Source organism: Dietzia sp. NPDC055877, from assembly GCF_053615975.1.
This window is the reverse complement of sequence record NZ_JBSHCV010000014.1, coordinates 39,239-56,063: the sequence shown is the minus strand read 5'-3', so window position 1 is coordinate 56,063 and position 16,825 is coordinate 39,239. Positions and strand designations below refer to the sequence as shown.

The window sequence follows — 16,825 nt, the reverse complement described above, 5'->3', positions numbered from 1 at the left end:
GGTTGGTGCGGGCGCCCGTGGAGCCGGCCGGCCGGACGGTCAGGGGTCGGTGACGCTGCGGGCGAAGTCCACGATCAGGCGCGACGTCTCCGCGGGGGCCTCCATCGCCGGGTAGTGGCCGGCGCCGGGCACCTCGGCGGACCGGAAATCGCGGGCCCACGGCGCCGACGCCCGGACGGTCTCCGGCAGGACGAACCTGTCCTCCGCGCCGCTGATCCCCAGCACCGGCTGGTCGAGCACGCCCGCGACGGTGTGGCGGAAATCGCGGCCGTCGGGACGGAACTGGCTCCGCACCATCCAGCGCCGGCTCTCCAGCGATAGGTGGGCCACCTTGGGGATGAGCATCGCGCGCCGCAGCAGGTCCGCGGACTCGCGGAAGTCCTCGGTCTCGGGCCAGTCGGGCCCCGAGCGGCTGCGCAGCATCTCCTCGACGGCGGCCGCCCCGTCACGCGTCAGCCGCCGCTCGGGCAACCGCGGCGCCTGGTCGGACAGCAGGCGGGGCACGAGTGCGCGCCGTTGCCCGTGATCGCGTAGCGCCGCGGTGCGCATGGCCAGTGGGTGGGGAGATCCGACGACGACGAGGCCCCTCACCGCGCGTGGCCGTCGATAGGCGGCGGTCCACGCCACGAATCCACCCTCGCCCTGGCCGACGATGACTGCGGAGGAATGGCCGAGCGCACGCACGAGGTTCGTGATGTCGGACGCCAGGGTCCAGGCGTCGTAGCCGCGGGGCGGTTTGTCGGAGTCGCCGTGGCCCCGGAGATCTACGGCGACGGCGTGAAAACCGGCCTCGGCCAGGGCGAGCAGGGGCGAACGCATGGTCCACCAGATACCGCTGAGCCCGTGGATCAGTAGCGCCAGGGGCGGGAGCTCGCCCGGCGGGGTGTTCTCCGGGAACGCCTCGGCGAGGTGCAGGCGGATGCCGTTGGCCGAGACATCACGATGCCGCCACGACCCGTCGATCCTGACGATCGACGGGTCGGGCGGCCTGTGCGCGGGGGGTTTCAGAGTCGTGCCGGATTCAGCGTGTCAGCTACTACTGAGTTCAGCGACGCGCGGACGGCTCGGGCGTCTCGGTGACCCGCACGGTGCCGGGCTTGGGGTCGCCGCCGGTGGGCATCGCCAGCTTGAGGTCGTTGACCGAGTCGATCGTGCGCTGCGGCTTACGGATCTTCTTGATCTTGAGGTAGCCGAGGAACGCGAAGAGGCCGGCCAGGAGCAGCAGGACCACGAACACGATGAGGAAGCCCATCCAGTCCCAGGTCTTGGTGCCGAACCACATCGAGATGAGCTTGGCCCACATGAACACGAACGGGAAGAACGAGGTGAGCAGCAGCACCAGCGCGGCCACGAAGAAGCCGGAGCCGGTGGCGGCCTTCTTGACCTGCTCGGTGACCTCCGTCTTGGCGAGCTCGATCTCGGCGCGCATCAGCGTGGACACGTGCGTCGAAGCGTTCTTGACCAAGGTGCCGATGCTGGCGTCGCCACGGCCGATCGAGTCGGCGTCGTGCAGGGGGATCGAGGCCTCGGTCGGCTTGTGGGTTCCCTGGGCGTGGCTCACGGTTGTTCCTCCATTGTCCGGCGACGGATACACCGTCTTCTCGGTCGGCCGGTGTACCGCCGTCCATCGTGCCACGACATGTGGCTGCCTTCACGCGCTACCCGTCAGCCGCGCGTGCCCTTCGTCCGGATCTGCTCCATGATCGTGGGATCAGAGAGAGTGGACGTGTCGCCGCCGTCGCGTCCCTCGGCCATGTCCTTGAGCAGACGACGCATGATCTTGCCCGACCGGGTCTTGGGCAGCTCGGGCACGATCGTGATGTCCCGGGGCTTGGCGATCGGGGAGATCTCGGTGGAGACCCGGGCGCGCAGCTCGTCGATCAGTGCGCGGTGCTGGTCGTGGTTGTCCACGGCGCTCTCGCGCAGGATCACGTACGCGACGATCGCCTGGCCGGTGGTCTCGTCGTCGGCGCCGACGACAGCGGCCTCGGCGACGGAGTCGTGGCCGACGAGAGCCGACTCGACCTCGGAGGTCGAGATCCGGTGGCCGGAGATGTTCATGACGTCGTCGACACGACCCAGGACCCACAGCGCGCCGTCGGCATCCCACTTGGCGCCGTCACCGGCGAAGTAGTAACCCTCCTCGGCGAAGCGGGACCAGTAGGTGTCGCGGTACCGCTCCATGTCGCCCCAGATGCCGCGCAGCATGGCCGGCCACGGCTCGGTGATCACGAGGAACCCCTGCTCCTCGGCCGGCACCTCCTGGGCGTCACCGTTGACGACGGAGACGTCGATCCCGGGCAGTGCCCGCATAGCGGAGCCCGGCTTGGTCTCGGTGACGCCCGGCAGCGGGGAGATCATGATGGCGCCGGTCTCGGTCTGCCACCAGGTGTCCACGATCGGGACGGCGTTGCCGCCGACGTGCTCGCGGTACCAACGCCACGCCTCCGGGTTGATGGGCTCGCCTACCGAGCCGAGGAGACGGATCGAGCTCAGGTCATGCGACTGGGGGATCTCTCGACCCCACTTCATGAACGTCCGGATGAGGGTCGGCGCCGAGTAATAGATGGTCACGCCGTACTTCTCGATGATCTCGAAGTGCCGGTGCTCGTTCGGGGAGTTGGGCGTGCCCTCGTAGACCATGCAGGTCGCGCCGTTCGAGAGCGGGCCGTAGACGCCGTAGGTGTGGCCGGTGACCCAGCCGACGTCGGCGGTGCACCAGTAGACGTCCTTGCCCGGCTTGTGGTCGAACACCACGTCATGGGTGTACGAGGCCTGGGTGAGGTAGCCGCCCGTGGTGTGCACGATGCCCTTGGGCTTGCCGGTGGTGCCGGAGGTGTACAGCAAGAACAGCGGGTGCTCGGAGTCGAAGGCCTCCGGGGTGTGCGCTGTGGACTGGCCGGGGACGACCTCGTCCCACCACACGTCCCGCTCGTCCTTCCAGTCCACGTCGATGCCGGTGCGGCGGACCACGAGAACCTTCTGCACGGACTCGGCCGGGCCGTCGACGCTGGGCAGCGAGTCCCCCAGGGCTTCGTCCACGCCCGCCTTCAGCGGGGCGGGCTTGCCTCGGCGGAACTGCCCGTCCGCGGTGATGACCACCTTCGCCGACGCGTCGTCGACACGCGAGCGCAGAGCCGCGGACGAGAATCCGGCGAACACCACCGAGTGGGTCAGGCCGAGACGAGCGCAGGCGAGCATCGCCACGTAGGTCTCCGGCAGTAGCGGCATGTAGATCGCGACGCGGTCGCCGGCCACCAGACCGAGAGAGCTGAGGTAGTTGGCGGCGCGGCTCACCTCGTCCTTGAGTTCGGCGTAGGTGATGTCTCGGGAGTCCTCGGTGGGCTCGCCCACCCAGTGGATGGCGACGCGGTCGCCGTTGCCGGCATCAACGTGGCGGTCCACGCAGTTGTAGGAGACGTTGAGGGTGCCGTCGACGAACCACTTGGCCACCGGGGCGTCGGTCCAGTCAAGGACCTCGTTCCACTCGGAAGCCCAGTCCAGTCGACGCGCCTGCTCGTCCCAGAAGGCCAGACGATCGGCGGACGCGCGCTCGTACTCGTCGGCGCCGACGTTGGCCTGCGCGGCGAACGCGGGATCAGGCGCGAAGGTCTCATTGGGGTCGTGATCGGTCATCAGAGGCTCTCTCTCGGGGACGGATTTCACGGCGGCCGGAGTCGACACGGCGGTAACGACCGGACCGATGGCTGTGAGCGTAGTCACATCCACGCCAGCACGTTCGGTAACCCACCCGACGGGGGGAAGGGAAGGGGGAGCCCCGCCCCCTGCGTTCAGTCGCGCTCTGCGGAGCCGTCCTTCTCGCTGTTCTGCGAGGTAGGCGCGGAATCGGAGGCTGCGGATCCGGGGCGGGGGCCCGTCGCGCGGTCCGGGGAACCGGGGGTCTTCACGGGGGAGGGGGAGGCCGGCGGCGTTGTCGTCGTCCCCTTCTCTTCTCGCGCGGTGGCGGGCCCGTCTTTCTCGGCGGTCTTCGCGTCGGGCCGGGCGGCGGCGTTGCTGGCGTCGCCACGCTCGGAGACACCGTTGCGAGGGCCGGCGGGCCCGGGGGTCGTCGTCTTGCCGGCGGGCCTGGGGGCGGCGGCCGGGCTCGCGGGCGACTTCGACTCCGGCTTCGGCTTCTCGGCGCCGGACTTCGGCTCGGGGACGTCGGTCTTGCCAGCGTCGGCCCCGGCTTCGGCCTTGGCCGCGCTGACCTTGGCGTCGGTCTTGCCAGCGTCGGCCCCGGCTTCGGCCTTGGCCGCGCTGTTGGCGTCGACAGTGGCGTCGGTCTTGGCGTCGGTCCTGCCTCCAGCGTCGGCACCGGCCTTGACTCCGGGCTTGCCGCCGGGCTTCGGCTCGGACTCGCGACGGCTCCCATGCGGCGCCTCGATGCCGTAGTACTCGAGGAGCTTGAGTTCCTGCTCGGGGGTGAGAGCGTCCTCCGTGTTGTCAGGGCGCGGTGAATCCCGGATGACGCTGCGGGTGTGATCGAGGTGCAGTTCGTCGTCGAGGAGGCGGGCGCCGTGGAGCGGTACGATCGCGTCGGCGGAGAAGATGCCGGTGGAGACGGTCGCGAAGGTGATCTTCCCGCTGGCATCGTCCACATAGACCTGGCGCACTGCGCCTACCTTGGTCCCGGTGGAATCGAAGGCGGTCGCGTCGAGCAGGGCGTCGAGCTGTTCCTTGAGGTTCACGGGGCCTCCGTGGGTCGGGGGATGGGCGCCGGGGTCCCGGCGGGGCCGGCGTCGTAGCCGTGATTACACCAGCTCGACAGCGGTTGAGGCAGCTGATAATCGGCTGTGTCGTGCGATTGGCCTGCGCGATACCCCCATGTCGCGGGTGGTGGCGGGTCGGTAACCTCGATGCCGTGAACACCTCTGCCGACGATCCGCTCGCCCCGCTGGTGGCGTTGCCCGGCGTGGCCGAGGCCGCAGACGCCGCCCGCTCGGCACTGGCCACGGTGCACCGCCACCCCGCGAACCGACGCGGGTGGCCCACCACCGCCGCCGAATCCGTGCTGCGCGGGGCCCGCGCCTCGGCGGGCGTCGAGGGAGCCTCCGTGCGGTTGGATGCCGACTCCGAAACAGACGAGGTGCTGGCCGGCGCCCTGCGCGTCGCCGGCGAGCTCACCGGGGAGTCCCTGGATCGGGCGGTGGGTGTGTGGACGCGATCGCCGCTGCAGGAGCTCGCGCACCTTCATCTTCTCGCGGCCTCCGGGACCGGGGTGGTCCCCGAGAGCCTCGGACGCCCGCGTTCGGACGCCGGGGTCGCCGAGCGGCTGCAGGGGCTGGCCGAGCTCGTCACCGGAGGCACCCGCGTGCCCGCACCGGTCCTGGCCGCCGTCGTGCTCGGTGAGCTGTCGGGGCTGCGGCCGTTCGGTTCCGCCGACGGGATCGTGGCCCGCGCCGCATTCCGTCTGGTCGTGGTGTCGACGGGCCTGGACCCGCACTGCCTCGGCGTTCCCGAGGTGACCTTCTACCGGGATCCGCAGGCCCACCGCGAGGCGCTGGAGGGATTCGTCGGCGGCACCGAGGACGGCGTCGCGACCTGGATCCTCCACTGCTGTAGTGCCCTGGAGAACGGGGCCCGCGAGGCCACCTCGATCGCCGACGCCGCAGGCGCCTGACACGCGAATGGCGGGCCGGCCCGGAGGCCAGCCCGCCAACTCACTGCGGTTCCATCGAGAGATCCGGGTACCAAGCGTCCTGTGGTCCGCCGTGTGGCCGGTCCGGGACAACCGTCGGTGACGACTGGCGCGGACCCACGGCCGGGGTTGCCTCTCGGGCGTCATCCGTCGCGTGGGTTCCGGAATATCGATGACGGTAGATCGAGCGGGGGGCCGTGACTTCTCTTCCGTCGCGGTCCTGGCGTTCTCACCACCGTGCCTTGAGCATGCCGGTCCGGCCGGGCCCGTAGCGATGGTAGGAACCCACAACAATCCGGCGGGCTCGTAGGCCGTTCCGGCCATCGCCACGAGGCGGTTCGGCGGCGGACGATGGCGGTTTGGTGCTTTGGCGAAATGCGGGCGTCGGGTCAGTTCCGGGTGGCGCGGGCGAAGGCCACCGCCGCTGCTCCCACCGCCACCGCGATCGCTCCGGCGCCGATGATCGGGCCGGTCGCGCGCTCAAGGGTGGGCAGCAGCGGGGTGGGGTTGGAGAACGTCAGGATCGGCCAGCCGCGCTCCAGCGCCTCGCGCCGCAGCACGCGGTCGGGATTGATCGCCGTCGGGTGGCCGACCTCCTCCAGCATCGGCAGGTCGGTGGAGGAGTCCGAGTAGGCGTAGCAGGCGTCGAGGTCGTACCCGTAGCGCTCGGCGAAGGCGCGGATCGCCACCGCCTTGCCCGGCCCCTGGCAGTAGAACTCGATCTCGCCGCCGTACCGGCCGTTCTCATCGCGGGACATCCGCGTGCCGGCGTAGTGGTCCGCGCCGAGCATCCGGGCGATCGGGGCGATGAGTTCCTCGCCGGAGGCCGACACGATCACCAGGTCATGCCCCAGCGCGCGGTGCTCGGCGAGCAATTCCTGGGCCTCGGCGTAGACGGTCGGCGAGACGGTGTCGGTGAGCCCTTCGGTGACGATCCGCTCGACGGTCGCCGGTTCCCAGCCCTTGGTGGCGGTAGCCATCGCCTGGCGCACCTTCTTCATCTGTTCGTCGTCCGCATCCGACAGGCTGAACGCCAGCTGCGTGTACGCCAGGTCGATCACGGACCGCCGCGACAGCATCCCCTCGTCGAGAAACGACTTGTTGAAGGCGAACACCGACGACGTGGCGATGATCGTCTTGTCGAGGTCGAAGAAGGCGGCGACCCTGCGGCGACGATGCGGTGGCCTGGGGCCGGGACGGCGGGGGGCGGACACGGTCCAACCATACTGACCTTGCGCCCCGTTCGGCTGTAAGTGATAATGGTCACGCCCATGAAACATGGGCATCCCCCCAAGGTGCTCAGTTCCCTCCCCCCGAGAACTGAGACTTTGAGAAACCGCGACATCCCCCTGTCGCGGTTTCTCGCATTTCGGCCATCAGTCCCCATCCGCCCCCGTTGACCCTGTCGGCCACGGCTGGTCCGTGCGGGGCCGCCAGCGCCGATGTGGGCGTCGGCCCGGGCCGCCTGCCCGCGGCATTCCACAGGCACGTCCCCCTCCACAGGCGGCGGCGAAATGGCCGGTCGGGCGGGGTCCACGGCCGTGGTCGTGGGACACGCTGAGCCCCGTGAACACGACTGCGAGTACCACCCGCCGCGCCGCCGACGTCGGCCGTCCCGGATGGAACGCCGACGGCGGGCACCCTCAGGACGTCGGTGCTGCGAGGGCCCGCCGGGTCGGGGTGGCCGTGGACGACCCGGACCTTGACGCCGACGTCCGGGCGATCCTGGCGGCTCTCGCCGTGGACGTCGCACCCGGCGAGGACCCGTCTGTGGACCTGGTGGTGACCGACCGTGCAGGAGGGGACGACCGGGCCTCCGGAGCCGATCCGGCAGGCAGCCCGGCCGGGCCGGGGGAGGGTGGGGTGCGCCGCGTGCGGGTCGCACCGGACCGAGCCGGGGTCGACGACGACGAGACCGGCCACGAGGTGATCCGGCTCCCGTCCGGGACCGGCGATCTGGTCGCGCTCCTCATGACGCCGGTAACGGGCCGGGCTGGGAGTCGGTTGGTCGTACTCGGCGCGGTCGGAGGCTGTGGGACCAGCACCGTGGCGGCAGCGCTCGCGATCCGGGCATCGCCGAGGCGGCGCACGCTGCTGGTCGAGACGGACCCGTGCGGCACCGGGCTCGACCTGCTGCTGGGCGTCGAGGATGAGCCAGGCCTGCGCCTGCAGGACGTGCGGGCGGACCTCGGCGGCCCCGACCCGGAAGCCCTGTGGGCCGCCGTCCCCAAAGCGCGACCCGGGCTCGGGTTGCTCGCGCGATCCCGCCCGGCCGACGCGATGGCCGTCACGGCTCTTGCCCCCGATGGCGGAGCCGGGGCGATGCGCTCCCATCGGGACGCCGGTGGGCTGGTCGTGAGCGATGCGGGCGTGCTGAGCGATGGCACGCCTGTGGGGGTCGGTGATGATGTCGTCGTCGTCACCAGGGCCGATCTCCCGGGCGCGGTGGCGGCCGGCAGGGCGGTGCGCAGGGCGTCCGACGCTGTCGTGGTCGTGCGCACCGGCCGCGGCGACCCGCTTCACGCGGCGGACGTGGCGGGCTACGCGGGCGCGGCGCGGTGGCATGTGCTGCCGGAGATCCGCGGGGTTCGACGGGCGGCAGGGTCGGGAGGGCTGATCGCCGCGCTGGACCGGGGCCGGGCCGGCGGGGTACGGCGACTCGGGACGCTCGCGGACGCCCTACTCGACGAGGTGGGCCCGGATGCGCACCGATGACGTCGAGGCCGCGGGGGTGCCGGTCGATCTCGTGGACCGGGTGCGGGCGCGGCTGGCCGGGCTGGGGGTGGAGCCGGAGCCGGACGAGGTGGTGCGGGCCGTCCGCGCCGAATCCGGGGTGCTGCACGGGCACCTCGACCTGCTGCGGACCGCGCGGCTCGTGCGCGAACACCTCGCCGGTGCGGGACCGCTCGAGGCGCTGCTGGCGCAGCCGGGCGTCACCGACGTGGTGGTCGACGGGCCCGGCCCCGCGCTGGTGGACCGCGGACGGGGGCTCGAGGAAACCGACGTGGTGGTGCCGACGGAGGCGGAGCTGCGGACGCTTGCGGTGCGGTTGGCCGGGCGGGCGGGGCAGCGGCTCGACGACGCCCGGCCCTGGGCCGACGGGGTGGTGCGCTCGCGGGACGGGATCGCCTGGCGTCTACACGCGGTGCTGCCGCCGGTGGCCGTCGACGGCACCTGTCTTTCTCTACGGGTGTCGAGACCGGCGGAGGCGACGTTCGACCGGCTCGTGTCGTCCGGGACCGTGCCCGCCGAGGCGGAGGCGCTGCTGCGTGGGCTCGTCGCCGCGCGCGTCGGTTACCTGGTGGTGGGCGGCACCGGCTCGGGGAAGACGACGATGCTGGCCGCGCTGCTCGGGCTGGTCCCGGCGGGCGAGCGTCTGCTGTGCGTGGAGGATTCCCCGGAGCTGCGGCCCGCGCACCCACATGTGGTGAGAATGGTCGTCCGGCACGGCAATGTCGAGGGCGCGGGTGGGGTGGCGATGTCGGACCTGGTCCGGCAGGCGCTGCGGATGCGCCCCGACCGGATCGCGGTGGGGGAGGTGCGCGGCGGCGAGGTCGCGGACCTGCTGGCCGCGCTCAACACCGGGCACGACGGCAGTGCGGGCACCGTCCACGCCAACTCGCCCACTGAGCTGCCGGCGCGGCTCGAGGCGCTGGGGGCGCTCGGCGGGCTGGACCGCGCCGCGTTGTCCGCGCAGGTCGCGGCGTCATTGCGGGTCGTGGTGGGGATGCGGCGGCGGCCCGACGGGCGGCGGGGTGTCGACTCGATCGGGGTGGTGCGCCGCGAGTCGCACGGAATCGTGGTGGACCCGGCCTGGCGCGCCGACGGCGGCGACGTGCCCGGCCGCGAGGTGCTCGCCGCCCTGCTCGGGGAGCACGGCCGGTGATCGGCGGCGCGCTCCTGCTGGCGACGGCGTTGCTCGTCTGGCCGGCCGGGGCGGCGACGATGCGACTCCGTGGGCTTGCTGCTGATCCGGATTCGGTGGCGGTGCCGGGCGCGCCGGAGCTGTGGCGCGTTGTCGAGCGCCTGCCGGTGGCGGTGGTGGTCCCCGCCGCGGCGGCGGTCGTGGCCCTGCTCGTCGGAGGACCGCTCCACGCGTGCGCTGCTGCGATCATCGCGGCCACGGGAGTCGACCTCCGGCGGCGGGCCGGGCAGCGACGTGGAGAGCTCGCCGCGTTCGGGGGCTGGGAGCGGGCCCTGGACGAGGCGTCCTCCGCGCTGCGGGCGGGAGCCGGACCGGGGACCGCGCTGCGCCGGGCCGCAGAGGCCGCTGTCTCCGCGGATGTGGAGGTCGCAGCGGTGCTCACCGCGGCCTCCGCGCACGCGGACCTGGGCGGGGAGGTGTCGGCGGCGTTTCGAGTCGGGGGAGCCGACGGTGCCGGTGGTTCGACCGGCGGGAACCCCACGCCCGGCGGCCATGACCAGCGGTCGATAGCCGAGCGGATCGCGGCGGAGCTGGCCGGGGCCTGGCTGCTGGCGACCCGCCACGGGGTCGTGCTGGCGGACGTCGTGGACGGTCTGCGGGCTGATGTCGCATCACGGCGAGAGAGGGCTCTCAGGGTCGACGCCACGCTCGCCGGCCCCCGGGCCACCGCGGTCATCCTCACCTGCCTGCCGCTGTTCGGGGTATTACTCGGTTCCGGGTTCGGCGCCGACCCACTCGGCGTGCTGGTTGACGGACTGCTCGGCGGGGCCCTCTGCCTGGCCGGCGCGATGTTCCTGTCCGCGGGCCTGCTGTGGACCGACCGGATCGCGGGAGGTGCGGCCCGATGACGCTCGCGCTCCTGCTGCTCGCCACCGCGGTGTGCGTGGCGCCATGGTGCGGGGCAGCCGTCGGCAGACTCGACAGGCTGCGCCCGCCGGACGGACGCCCTGGAGCGCCCTCGGTGGATCACCGAGCCGGTGATCGGCCCGGCCGAAGGGAGGAAGCGCCGGGGGACGACCCGGGCTCTGTCCTGCCGCACGCCCTGCTGAGGCTGCCGGCCGCCCGGTTCCTGCGCGGGCGCGCCGGCCCCGACCCGGACGTGCTCGCCCAGGTCGTGGACCTCCTCCGCGCCGCCCTGACCGCCGGGCTCCCCGCTCCCGACGCGCTGGCCGCCGTGGCCGACGCCGTCGGCGATACCCGGCCGAACGTGGCGGCGCCGCTGCGCACCGCCGGCGCCCGGTTGCGGCTCGGCGCCACTCCGGAGGAGGCCTGGCTCGACGTGCCGGGCGTCGAGCACCTCTCTCCGCTCCAGTCCGTACTGGTCCGCGCCACCGACGGAGGCGGATCGGTGAAAGCCGCCCTGGAGCACACCGCCGTCCGCATGCGAGCCGAGGCCGACGCCGCCGCCACGGCCCGGGCCGAGCGCGCCTCCGTTCTGGTGGCCGGCCCGCTCGGACTGTGCTTCCTGCCCGCCTTCGTCTGCCTGGGAGTCCTGCCCGTCGTGGTGGGACTGGCGGACGGGATGTTGCCGGGGATCGGGTTATGACCCCGACCCGGCCCCACGGATTCCGGGGCGGAGACGCCGCCCCGGTCACGAAAGAAGGAGAACGCTGATGACCATCAACTGCACCACCGGAATCGCTGACCGGCCCGCCACCGGGGCCGCCTCGCCCGTCGAACCCCCGGCCGAAGCCCAACCCGCGGCTATGGGCGAGCCGACAGATGCGTCGCTCGACCCCGGGCCCGACACCGAGCCCGATCCCGAGCCCGCCCCTCAGAATCCCGTGATCACCGGCTCGCGACTGGCCCGGGCCCGCGTGATGCTCCGACGACGGTTCGCCGGCGCCACCTGCGCCGAGGCGGGCATGAGCACGGTGGAGTACGCGGTGGGGACGATCGCCGCCGCGGCGTTCGGCGCGGTGCTCTACACGGTGGTCAGCGGCGACTCGATCCCCGACGCTCTCGGCGGGATCATCGAGCAGGCTCTCAACACCTCGGTGTGACCGTGTCGCGTCGGCTCCGCGTGGCGGCCGGGAGTTCTGCGGCGCCGAGTGGTCGAAGATCCGGCTCCTTCGCCGAACCTTCCTGGGGAAACGTGAGCGGGTCTGACCCCGCGATGCGCCGCGCGGGTGCGGACTCCGGGTCGGTGACGGTCGAGGCGGCACTGGGTATCGCGTCTCTGATCACGGTGCTGGCGGTCGCCGCCGCGGGGGCCGGCGCGGCGGCGACCCAGCTCCGGGTGGTCGATGCCGCCCGCGAGGCCGCGCGGGTCGCCGCGACCTCCGGCACGGGGCCGGGCCGGTCGGCCGGTCGGGCCGCCGCTCCGGAGGCCGACGTCACCGTCGAAGCCGGCGGCACCCACGTCACCGCCGTTGTGGTGGCGCCGGCGCGGGGACTGCCGGGTGTGGAACTCCGCGCCCGGGCGGTCGCGCGCGTCGAGCCCGGAGCGACGGGGTGACGGCCCGCCTGCGTCCGGGACCGCGCCCGTCGGGATGGGGGAGGGCCGACGACGACACGGGCGCCATGACCGTCGCCACCGCGTTCGCCGTGGCGGCGATCCTGGCTCTGGCCGTGGCGGTGCTGCTGATCGGGCGGGCTGCGGTGGCCGCGCATTCCGCCCGGTCGGCCGCGGACCTGGCCGCGCTCGCCGCAGCACATGCCCTTCGAGAGGGCGAGGACGCGTGTGGGGTGGCCTCCGGAATTGCTGTCGCCAACGGGGCGGGACTGGCGGTGTGCACGATCGACGGTGATGACGTGGTAACGCGCGTGGAAGTGCCGGTCGACCTCGGGCTGTTGGGAACACGGACGGCGTCGGCGGTGGCCCGCGCCGGGCCGGTCTGATTCCCGGCTGATTCACCGACGTCGCGGGTTGCCGGCAGGCCCGGGGGGTCTCAGCTTTCGGAAGACGCCGGAGGGAAGGAGATGCGAGCGGCGAGCATCCGCTCGCGGAGGAGGTCGTAGACCGGACGCGAGCCGAGCAACTGTGGAACGATCACCGCGGTCACGCTGGCGGCGAGCAGCGGAACCGCGACCGCGGTCGAGGCACACATCTCCATCACCAGGATCGCGCCGGTCAACGGCGCACGCACGACAGAGGTGAACATCGTGGCCATGCCGACGAGCATGAGAGCCGGCGCGAGTTCGGTTCCCACCCCGGGGGAGATCAGGTCGACGATGTGTCCTGCGACCAGTCCGAACAGCGCACCGAGTGCGAGCATCGGCGCGAACAATCCGCCCGGAGTACCGGCGGCATAGGAGAGCGGGCCGGCGATGAAGCGAACCACCACGATCACGGCAACGCCGACAAAGGTCAACTGCTGGCCGGTCAACAGTGCCTGGGTCAGGTCGTCGCCACCGCCGACGAGGGTGGCGTCGACAGTCAGGGCCACACCGATCAGTGCTCCGATCACACCGATCTTGAGCAGCGGCGGAATGCGGTGCAGGTCGTCGAACCAGGCCAGGAGCACGAGGATGAGACGGTTGTATAGCACTCCGAAGAGTGCGACGACCACGCCAAAGATCGCGAAGATCGGAAGCTTCGAGAAGGCGGGCTCCGCGATCGCCGGTACGTGGAAGTCCGCGCGGTCGCCGAGGATAAGTCGGCTGGTCATCACCGCGACCGCCACCGACGCCATGGTCCACACAACGTATCGAACTCTGATCTTGTGGGTGATCTCCTCCAGACAGAACAGGGTCCCGGCGATCGGGGCGTTGAACGCGACGGCGAGTCCGGCGCCCGCCAGCGCCGACTGCATGGTCTGGATCTCGTCGACGGTGGCCCGGGCGGTCCTTCCGCACCACGCCCCGATAGTGGCGCCCATGTGCACGGTCGGACCTTCTCTGCCGAGCACCATGCCACCGAGCCCTATGGAGAGGAGCCCGCCGACAAAGCGCGCGGGCAGGACACTGAGCGGCGCGGCCTCGGCCTCGCCCCTCTGGACGGCCTCGACATGCTGGATGCCACTGCCCGCAGCGAGCGGGACTTTCGTGGCGATGAGTCCGGCCACCACCGCAGCGGCCGCCGACATCGCTACCGGGATGAGCCATCCGGCCCCGCCGAGGTCGTGCGACCAGGTCACGACGTCTAATCGGAACTGGTTGGCCTGAACGAGTAGCCAACGGAAAGAACCACCAGCAGCCCCTGCGAGGACACCCGCGAGCACGGCGAGCAGGGTCATCCATACAAGGATGCGGGTGCTGTTCTCGCGGGTCTCGTCTCCACGGGCGTCCCCGCTGCCGGTGCCAATATGGGTCGGGGACACAGCTTGACCATAGGCCTGGCGACGGGAGTCCGCGGCGAGACGCGCAGTTGACCTTCAGCGAACTCCGGTCGTCTTTCCTGGTGGGTCGCCGCAGATCGTTGCGCTGCCGTGCCACTAGCGTTGTGCGCGGACGGTATTCGGCCGCACGGATCGGTAGATGGGCCCGCCACCACCGTTGTCGTCGTCGCACAATCCGGCACCACCGACTACGCGGCGCCGACCTCAGTCAACTGCCCCACCACCTCCGCCAGGAGCGCGATCGCACCCGGCTTGGAGAGCGGATCGTTGCCGTTGCCGCACTTAGGGGACTGGATGCACGACGGGCACCCCGACTCGCATTCACAGGACCGGATGGCCTCGAGCGTCGCCCGCAGCCACGCCTCGGCGCGCCGGAACCCGCGCGCGGCGAAGCCGGCCCCGCCCGCGTAGCCGTCATAGACGAAGACCGTTGGCAGGCCGGTGTCCGGGTGCAGGGCCGTCGACACCCCGCCGATATCCCAGCGGTCACAGGTCGCGACCAGTGGCAGCAGCCCGATCGCCGCGTGCTCGGCGGCGTGCAGCGCGCCCGGCCAGTCCGCTTCCTCCAGCCCCGCGACCCGGAGCAGCTGTGGGGTGACGGTGTAGACCACCGCGCGCGTGGCCAGCGTCGTCTCGGGCAGGTCGAGCGGGGTCACGTCGAGGATCTCCCCACCACGCAACCGTCGCTGGTAACCGGTCACGCGGGTGGTCACCTCCACGTCGGCGAAGGATAGGGTCACCGGCCCGGCCGGAACCGACTCGAGCGTGGAGATCAGGTCGATGGTCACCTGCTCCCGCGCCGACGTGGTCCACTCCGGCTCCTCGGGACGGCACAGGGCCAGCCCGTCGTCGAGATCCAGTTCGTCCACCACGAACGACTCGCCCTGGTGCAGGTACAGCGCCCCCGGGTGGACCTGAGAGCGGGCCCGGACCGAGTCGATGGTGCCGAGCATCCGCCCGTCCAGGGTGTCCACGATCATGACCTCCGCCCCGCCGGTCCCGCGGATGTCGACCTCGGCATGCGGAGCGTGGTCGTCGGCGGAGGGATACCACCCCGCCGGCCGGCGTCTGACCAGGTTGTCGTCGGCGAGCGCCTCCAGTACCTCCGTCGCGCCCCACGCGGCGGCCTCGGCGTGCGACATCGGTCGCTCACTCACCGCGCACCGCAACTGGCCCGCCAACAGCACCGGGTTACGCGGATCGGTGACCGTCGCCTCCACGGGGCGCCCGAGCAGCGCCTCGGGATGGTGCACGAGGTAGGTGTCGAGCGGGTCGTCGCGCGCCACGAGCAGCACCAGCGCGCCCTGGCCACGGCGTCCCGCACGGCCGGCCTGCTGCCAGAACGAGGCGATCGTGCCGGGGAATCCGGCACTGACCACGGCGTCGAGCCCGGAGATGTCCACGCCCAGCTCGAGCGCCGACGTCGACGCCACCCCCACCAGCGCGCCCTCCGCCAGGTCTCGTTCGAGCCGGCGGCGGTCGTCGGCCAGGTACCCGGCGCGATAGGCGGCGATCCGCCCGGCGAGCTCGCGTCCGCGCGCGCCGTGGTCCGTGGCGAGCTTCTCGCGGGCACGCAGGGCGGTGGACTCGGCGCCCGCCCGGGAGCGCACGAACGTCAGTGTCCGCGCGCCCTCCGCGACGAGTGAGGCCATGAGCGTCGACGACTCCACCGGCGCCGGCCGCCGCACCGGGGCGCCGTTCTCCCCGGTGAGCCCCTCCATCAGGGGTGGTTCCCACAGTGCGACGGTGCGGCCGCCCTGCGGCGAGGCGTCGTCGGTGACCTCGACGCAGTCGCGGCCGGTGAGGGTGCTCGCCGCGGCCGCGGCGTCGGAGGTGGTGGCCGAGGCCAGGACGAAGGTGGGATCGGCGCCCAGGGCACGGGCGAGGCGGTCGAGCCGGCGCAGGACGAGGGCCACGTTGGAGCCGAACACGCCGCGGTAGGAGTGACATTCGTCGACGACGACGAAGCGCAGCCCCCGCAGGATGCGCGTCCACTGGCGGGCGCGGCCGAGCACCGAGAGATGCAGCATGTCCGGGTTGGTGACGATCCACCGCGAGTTCTCGCGGATCCACGGCCGGGCATCGGTCGGGGTGTCGCCGTCGTAGGAGGCGGGGGCGACGTGGGCGAGGTCGGGGACCGCGTCGACCAGCGAGATCACGGACGACAGCTGGTCCTGGCCCAGCGCCTTGGTGGGGGACAGGTACAGCACGCACGCGTTGCGGTCCGCCGCCAGTGCGCTGAGCGCGGGCAGTTGGTAGCCCAGCGACTTGCCGGACGCCGTGCCGGTGGCCACCACCACGTCGCGGCCGGCGTGGGCGTGGTCGGCGGTGGCGACCTGGTGGGCCCACGGGCGGTCCACTCCGCGGCCGGTCAACTCGTCGACCAGCCCCGGGTGCGCCCACCGCGGCCAGTCGGCGTGGCGGGCCTCGCGGGCGGGCAGGTCCACGGCGTGGGTGAGCGGGGACGAGTCGGCGGGCAGCTGGTCGAGCAGATGCCCCAGGAGTTCACGTCCGTACGTCGTCACCCCTCGACCGTAGAGGGAAGCGGGGGCGCGTCGGGCGGTGGCGTGGGCGTGAACCGGCGACGAACTTCCCTTATCCACGAGCGACCTGCAGAGATCGGTTCTCCCGCGGACGCTCTCGTGATCTACTGGACGCGGCCGTCTCATCCACCTCGGATTCCGGGGTGGGGGCGCCGGCCCGACGCGCGTGGCCATCCCGCGAGTCGCATCTGGCAGTACGGAAAAGGAATGCAGTAAACATGGCACAGGGCACCGTCAAGTGGTTCAACGCGGAGAAGGGCTACGGGTTCATCGCCCCCGAGGACGGTTCCGCCGACCTCTTCGTCCACTACTCCTCCATCGAAGGCAGCGGCTTCAAGTCGCTCGAGGAGAACCAGCAGGTCGAGTTCGAGGTCGGTGAGGGCCAGAAGGGTCCTCAGGCGCAGGCGGTCCGCGCGCTCTGACCATCCCGGTCGAT

The 16,825-nt window shown here is 72.0% G+C and carries 16 protein-coding genes; 9 read left to right on the top strand and 7 right to left on the bottom strand.

Going from position 1 to position 16,825, the window contains the following annotated elements; genetic code table 11:
* Positions 1-39 precede the first annotated feature (39 nt).
* The 4 genes from ACWGLC_RS13605 to ACWGLC_RS13590 all read right to left on the bottom strand — a co-directional run bounded on the left by ACWGLC_RS13605 (position 40) and on the right by ACWGLC_RS13590 (position 4,691).
* Positions 40-849, bottom strand: coding sequence for an alpha/beta fold hydrolase (locus ACWGLC_RS13605; protein ID WP_452100409.1), 810 nt, complete (start codon positions 847-849; stop codon positions 40-42).
* 196 nt (positions 850-1,045) lie between these two features.
* A complete protein-coding gene (locus tag ACWGLC_RS13600) occupies positions 1,046-1,561 on the bottom strand; it encodes a phage holin family protein (RefSeq protein ID WP_452100385.1) in 516 nt (171 codons plus the stop codon).
* A 104-nt stretch (positions 1,562-1,665) separates the two neighbouring features.
* Positions 1,666-3,636 carry an acetate--CoA ligase gene (gene acs, locus ACWGLC_RS13595; RefSeq protein WP_452100384.1) on the bottom strand — a complete coding sequence of 657 codons (1,971 nt, stop codon included), beginning with the start codon at positions 3,634-3,636 and terminating at the stop codon, positions 1,666-1,668.
* A 155-nt stretch (positions 3,637-3,791) separates the two neighbouring features.
* Positions 3,792-4,691 carry a PRC-barrel domain-containing protein gene (locus tag ACWGLC_RS13590; RefSeq protein WP_452100383.1) on the bottom strand — a complete coding sequence of 300 codons (900 nt, stop codon included), beginning with the start codon at positions 4,689-4,691 and terminating at the stop codon, positions 3,792-3,794.
* A gap of 173 nt (positions 4,692-4,864) precedes the next feature.
* Between ACWGLC_RS13590 and ACWGLC_RS13585 the strand changes: the two genes are divergently transcribed.
* Positions 4,865-5,623: an oxidoreductase gene (locus ACWGLC_RS13585; RefSeq protein WP_452100382.1), complete on the top strand. Its 759-nt coding sequence runs from the start codon at positions 4,865-4,867 to the stop codon at positions 5,621-5,623.
* A gap of 407 nt (positions 5,624-6,030) precedes the next feature.
* On the opposite strand, the gene ACWGLC_RS13580 is transcribed toward ACWGLC_RS13585, so the two are convergent.
* Positions 6,031-6,855, bottom strand: a complete 825-nt coding sequence (locus tag ACWGLC_RS13580) for an HAD family hydrolase (RefSeq protein ID WP_452100381.1) — start codon at positions 6,853-6,855, stop codon at positions 6,031-6,033.
* Between the two features lie 352 nt (positions 6,856-7,207).
* On the opposite strand from ACWGLC_RS13580, the gene ACWGLC_RS13575 reads away from it, so the two are divergent.
* From ACWGLC_RS13575 to ACWGLC_RS13545, 7 genes are all read left to right on the top strand, one after another.
* The gene (locus ACWGLC_RS13575) at positions 7,208-8,356 is read left to right on the top strand and encodes a chromosome partitioning protein (protein ID WP_452100380.1); all 1,149 of its coding nucleotides are present in this window, start codon (positions 7,208-7,210) and stop codon (positions 8,354-8,356) included.
* Positions 8,343-9,527 carry a TadA family conjugal transfer-associated ATPase gene (locus ACWGLC_RS13570; protein ID WP_452100379.1) on the top strand — a complete coding sequence of 395 codons (1,185 nt, stop codon included), beginning with the start codon at positions 8,343-8,345 and terminating at the stop codon, positions 9,525-9,527. The genes ACWGLC_RS13575 and ACWGLC_RS13570 overlap by 14 nt, the downstream gene beginning before the upstream one ends.
* The gene (locus ACWGLC_RS13565; RefSeq protein ID WP_452100378.1) at positions 9,524-10,414 is read left to right on the top strand and encodes a type II secretion system F family protein; all 891 of its coding nucleotides are present in this window, start codon (positions 9,524-9,526) and stop codon (positions 10,412-10,414) included. Before ACWGLC_RS13570 ends, ACWGLC_RS13565 begins: the two co-directional genes overlap by 4 nt.
* Positions 10,411-11,112, top strand: a complete 702-nt coding sequence (locus ACWGLC_RS13560) for a type II secretion system F family protein (RefSeq protein ID WP_452100377.1) — start codon at positions 10,411-10,413, stop codon at positions 11,110-11,112. The genes ACWGLC_RS13565 and ACWGLC_RS13560 overlap by 4 nt, the downstream gene beginning before the upstream one ends.
* A 274-nt stretch (positions 11,113-11,386) precedes the next feature.
* Positions 11,387-11,569, top strand: coding sequence for a DUF4244 domain-containing protein (locus ACWGLC_RS13555; RefSeq protein ID WP_452100408.1), 183 nt, complete (start codon positions 11,387-11,389; stop codon positions 11,567-11,569).
* Positions 11,570-11,661: 92 nt separating this feature from the next.
* Positions 11,662-12,024 carry a TadE family type IV pilus minor pilin gene (locus tag ACWGLC_RS13550; protein ID WP_344995125.1) on the top strand — a complete coding sequence of 121 codons (363 nt, stop codon included), beginning with the start codon at positions 11,662-11,664 and terminating at the stop codon, positions 12,022-12,024.
* A 65-nt stretch (positions 12,025-12,089) separates the two neighbouring features.
* Positions 12,090-12,407 (top strand): Rv3654c family TadE-like protein, encoded by a 318-nt coding sequence (locus ACWGLC_RS13545; protein ID WP_230929945.1) that lies wholly within the window; start codon positions 12,090-12,092, stop codon positions 12,405-12,407.
* Between the two features lie 50 nt (positions 12,408-12,457).
* On the opposite strand, the gene ACWGLC_RS13540 is transcribed toward ACWGLC_RS13545, so the two are convergent.
* Together ACWGLC_RS13540 and ACWGLC_RS13535 are read right to left on the bottom strand one after the other, a co-directional pair.
* On the bottom strand, positions 12,458-13,744 hold the full coding sequence (locus tag ACWGLC_RS13540; protein WP_452100407.1) for a chloride channel protein: 1,287 nt from the start codon (positions 13,742-13,744) through the stop codon (positions 12,458-12,460).
* Between the two features lie 290 nt (positions 13,745-14,034).
* Positions 14,035-16,371 (bottom strand): DEAD/DEAH box helicase, encoded by a 2,337-nt coding sequence (locus tag ACWGLC_RS13535; protein ID WP_452100376.1) that lies wholly within the window; start codon positions 16,369-16,371, stop codon positions 14,035-14,037.
* Positions 16,372-16,607: 236 nt separating this feature from the next.
* Between ACWGLC_RS13535 and ACWGLC_RS13530 the strand changes: the two genes are divergently transcribed.
* Positions 16,608-16,811 (top strand): cold-shock protein, encoded by a 204-nt coding sequence (locus ACWGLC_RS13530; RefSeq protein ID WP_230929865.1) that lies wholly within the window; start codon positions 16,608-16,610, stop codon positions 16,809-16,811.
* Positions 16,812-16,825 lie beyond the last annotated feature (14 nt).